1 protein-coding gene and 1 pseudogene are annotated in these 2,695 nt (G+C 44.3%); one reads left to right on the top strand and one right to left on the bottom strand.

Annotation, left to right across the window (positions count from 1 at the left end; genetic code table 11):
- Nucleotides 1–322: 322 nt before the first annotated feature.
- Entirely contained in the window at nucleotides 323–607 is a 285-nt protein-coding gene (locus tag F6K37_RS37605; protein WP_287256125.1) for a hypothetical protein, read from the bottom strand.
- A gap of 313 nt (nucleotides 608–920) precedes the next feature.
- Here F6K37_RS37605 and F6K37_RS37600 point away from each other — a divergent pair.
- Nucleotides 921–2,498, top strand: a pseudogene (locus F6K37_RS37600) (IS1182 family transposase).
- Nucleotides 2,499–2,695: the final 197 nt, after the last annotated feature.

Raw genomic sequence — 2,695 nt, 5'->3', positions numbered from 1 at the left:
TTCCTAGGCCGGGGAACCCGGCCTAGGAGGCGCGCACCTTGAGCGAATTTAATAATTAGATGCGGAAAGCGCACCTAAGCAGGTGCACAAAATTAATTACCCATTTTCAAAAAATCAAAGCCTTACACTGTAAGGGTTACAGAGATTGGTAGTAGGAAATTAATTTTGTTTAGGTGCTTAACAGGGAATCAGCTTCAAAGAATACTGTACCTCATAACTGTGATCAACGCTATATGTGCTACGCACACGCTACTTGAGGTGCTTATGTGCTACGCACACGCTACGGCAACAGCTAATGCGCTACTTGAGGTGCTATCAGCTATCAGCTTTTGAATAAGCAATGCAGAGGTGCGACCCGTGGCGAATTTAATTCGCCTACGGAAAACGCACCATTACCGACCTGCGGGGGTTTACCCCACTCGCGCTTGGGATCAAGACAACAAGTAAGCATTGGTTTAATCTCTGTTACGTCAGCGGACGGCACCTCAAGTAGCGTAGCCATTTGCGTAGCCTGGCCAACGGCTGACCGCTGACCGCTGACCGCTGACCGCTGACCGCTGACCGCTGACCGCTGACCGCTGACCGCTGACCGCTGAATGGTTACCAACCGGCTAATGGATAAAGTCCATTAAAATAGACTGAAATCATAATGTGGCCAACATTGATTCCTAGAGCGTCAGTCCAGTAGAAGTGATTGACAAACACAGGAAAATGTGTGTAAGAAAAGCATTCCGACTACGCAACGAATTCCGGGTTTCATCTTACGGGTGCGAAACCCGACTTTACGTAGGTCTTCCGGGGAATCAGAATCTCTTGGGATTACTAGTGGAAGTCCCTTACCGCTGAATTGATTGTCAAACTTCAGGTAAGGGATGGATGATAGAAAATATTGTATATGTGTTTTGAGCAAGAGTTTACCGATGCGTCCCCTTTTCTGGAATCCTCCAATTGCTCTTTCCCCATCTGAGCAACAAGTAGCTAAAAAAATCCGAAAAGCTAAACTATTTCTAATTTTGAGGGAGATTCGTCATCAATTATTTGATGAGCAATTTCAAACTGAACTAGCAACCCTATTTAAAGATAGTACAGTGGGAAAATGCCCAGTACCACCAGCACAACTAGGTTTAGCTATAATTTTACAAGCTTATATGGGAGTGTCTGATGATGAAGTAATAGAAGCTCTCAACATGGATAGAAGATGGCAATTGGTGTTAGATTGCTTAGACTGTGAAAAAGCACCTTTTGGGAAAGGGACTCTGGTGAGGTTTCGTGCAGCTTTAATTGCTAGTGAAGGGGATCGCCGCTTAGTAGAACGCACCATAGAAATGGTGGAAAAAAAAGGGGGATTTAGTTCTCGAACTTTGCGGGGAGCACTCGATTCAAGTCCTTTGTGGGGGGCAGCAAAAGTCGAAGATACTTACAACCTCTTAGGTCATGCCTTACGAAAAGCCTTAGAAGTAATTGCCCATCAACAGGGGGAAAAATTAGATATCATTGCTTCACAATCAGGAGCTTCTCTCATAGCAGGGTCAAGTTTAAAAGCTGCCTTAGATTTAGATTGGGACGACCCAGATTCAAGAACACAAGCTTTAATAACCATTCTCCAAACCCTCAATCAAGTTGAATCGTGGGTCGAACAAGAAGCGAGCTTGGATGAGCAAACCCTCAAGGATGTTAATCAACATCTGGGAGTAGCTAGAACCGTGGAAGCACAAGATGTGGAGGTAATAGATAACGGCGACCCAAAGCTCCGTAAAGGTGTTGCCAAAAATCGGCGCATCTCCATTGAAGACGAACACATGCGTCATGGACGTAAAAGTAGTAGCAAGAGGTTTGATGGTTACAAACGTCATATTCTTAAAGATTTAGACTCAGGTTTAGTACGAGCAGTCGGAGTCACTCCTGCTAATGTTCCCGAAGCCAGTGTCACTCCAGGGATGGCGGAAGACTTAAAAGCTCAACTTATAATATTGAAAGAATTACATATAGACCGAGGATATCTCAATAGTCATTTTGTAAAAGAACGTGATGAAAACTTGACCATTATTTGTAAAGCTTGGCGAGTCCGTAACGGTAAAGTTTTTGACAAAACAGCATTTGTTCTTGACTGGGAACAGCAATTAATTAGCTGTCCCAATGGAGTTAGCATTCCTTTTGATGAAGGTAAAGTAGTTCAATTTCCTCGTCAAAAGTGTCAGATGTGTCCCAAACGTTCCTGATGTACAACTAACATCAAAGGTCGCACAGTTTCTATTCATCCGGATGAATCTCTATTACAGGAATTACGGCAATACCAAACTTCTCAATCTGGTCGAGCCAAACTACGAGAGAGAATCACTGTTGAACATAGCCTTGCTCACATTGGTCAATGGCAGGGTACTCGCGCTCGTTATTTAGGAATTCGTAAGAACCTTTTTGATTTACGACGTATGGCTGTTGTCCATAATCTTCATCTTTTAGCCAGAATGCCCACAACCACTCAACAGAAAACCGCCTAGATTTCGAGCCGGATTTTCACACCACCCACATTTTTGTATACTTGTCAACCACGTCTACTGGACCGACGCTCTAGCAGTAGGAGAGGAAGTTCAACCGACTACACAGGCATTAGGAGAGGAAGCTCAACCGACTACACAGGCAGTAGGAGAGGAAGCTCAACCGACTACAAAGGCAGTAGGAGAGGAAGCTCAACCGA

This window comes from Moorena sp. SIO4E2 (assembly GCF_010671945.1).
Classification (GTDB): domain Bacteria; phylum Cyanobacteriota; class Cyanobacteriia; order Cyanobacteriales; family Coleofasciculaceae; genus Moorena; species Moorena producens.
Note: the sequence above shows the minus strand (reverse complement) of the source record. Positions and strands in the feature narration are given on the sequence as shown.